This is a genomic window from Sulfuricurvum sp. RIFOXYD12_FULL_44_77, assembly GCF_001830725.1.
Lineage (GTDB): Bacteria > Campylobacterota > Campylobacteria > Campylobacterales > Sulfurimonadaceae > Sulfuricurvum > Sulfuricurvum kujiense_A.
Map to the genome: position 1 here is coordinate 9,708 of NZ_MIBU01000051.1, position 1,671 is coordinate 11,378.

Genomic DNA, 1,671 nt, shown 5'->3' on the forward strand with positions numbered 1-1,671 from the left:
TATGCGCTAAAATCAACGCAACGGTTTGAGGATGCTCGTTAATAATAAAGTCGGCAAGCTGCTGCGGTTTGATTTTAGATAGAAAGGCAAAGTTTTGAGTACCTTGCATACTCTTGCTTAACCGGTCTAATACCTTTTTCGCCTCTTCGGGCCCTAGTGCTTTATAGAGAATTTCACGGGCATAATCGAGACCGCCCGTATTGAGGTATTGGTTGGATTGGATAATGGCGTAAAACTCTTCTAAAACAGCTGCTCCGATATTTTTTTCTACAGAGCGGTTAGAGGCTATGAATTTTGAAACTTCGGTAATTGCTTCGACATTCATTCGAGAAAAGATAGTAGCCGTGGTGTCTTCACCCAGCTGCATCATCAAGATAGCAACTTTTTCTGCCATACCCATTTCGTCAAAAGCCATTTGCTGATTGGGGTTAAGATTCACGATTGCCCTTTACGAGAAAGGTTGCTGAAAAGAAGCGCTTTGATTAGCACTCCATCTCTATGACATTCCAAGGAAGCCCTTGAGTATTCATTTCATCCATAAATGGATCAGGATCAAGTTGCTCCATATTAAAGACACCTTGTCCGCTCCAGATACCCTGTACCATCAATTTCGCACCGATAACGGCAGGGACACCCGTCGTATACGATACCCCTTGGGATTTTACTTCGGCGTAGCACGCTTCATGATCTTTGACTTGATAGATGTAGATTTTTCGTTTTTTGCCGTCTTTGAGCCCTTCGGCAACAATACCGATATTCGTTTTCCCTTTGGTTCGAGGACCGAGTGATGCAGGATCAGGGAGCAAGGTTTTCAAAAATTCCATAGGGACGATTTTCATCCCCTGATGCTCAACCGGTTCGATTCCGAGCATACCGACGTTTTCGAGACATTTCATGTGGGTAAGGTAACTTTGACCGAATGTCATGAAAAAGCGGATACGTTTGAGCCCTTTGATATGTTTTACCAACGATTCCATCTCTTCGTGGTAAAGAAGGTAGCTGTCTTTTGGCCCTACTTCAGGATAATCCCACACCTGCATAATCTCCATCGGTGCGGTTTCAATCCACTCACCATTTTCCCAATATCGCCCTTTTGCGCTCACTTCACGGAGGTTAATCTCAGGGTTGAAGTTGGTTGCAAACGGATAACCGTGATCCCCTGCATTACAGTCGAGAATATCGATCGTATGGATCTCATCAAAATAGTGTTTTTGAGCATAGGCACAGAAAACATTGGTTGCACCCGGATCGAATCCGCTTCCGAGTAATCCCATAATCCCCGCTTCTTTAAATGCAGCGTCTCTCTCCCATTGGAGTTTGTATTCAAACTTCGCTTCATCCGGATGCTCGTAGTTAGCCGTATCGAGATAAGAGGTTTTGGTTGCGATACACGCATCCATGATCGTAAGGTCTTGGTAGGGAAGCGCAACATTGATCAAAACATCAGGAGAATATTTTTGGATCAAAGCGATCACTTCATCGGTATGATCCGCATCCACCGTTGTAATTTCGAGTGCACCTGCTGGAAGCTCACTTTGGATCTCTTCACAGCGCCAGATACTACGGCTTGCTAAAATGATACGATCAAATAGTTGGTTGTTCATGACACATTTATGTGCCACAACGCGCCCTACTCCGCCGGCGCCGATAATAAGTACAGTTGCCATAGCA

General features: G+C 44.6%; 1 protein-coding gene and 1 pseudogene. Both read right to left on the bottom strand.

Features of this window, described 5'->3' with window-relative positions; translation table 11 throughout:
• Positions 1-439 (bottom strand): annotated as a pseudogene (locus A2517_RS02445) (flagellar motor switch protein FliG); the annotation flags it as partial.
• 43 nt (positions 440-482) lie between these two features.
• Positions 483-1,667 carry a saccharopine dehydrogenase family protein gene (locus tag A2517_RS02450; RefSeq protein WP_294893790.1) on the bottom strand — a complete coding sequence of 395 codons (1,185 nt, stop codon included), beginning with the start codon at positions 1,665-1,667 and terminating at the stop codon, positions 483-485.
• Between the last annotated feature and the right edge of the window lie 4 nt (positions 1,668-1,671).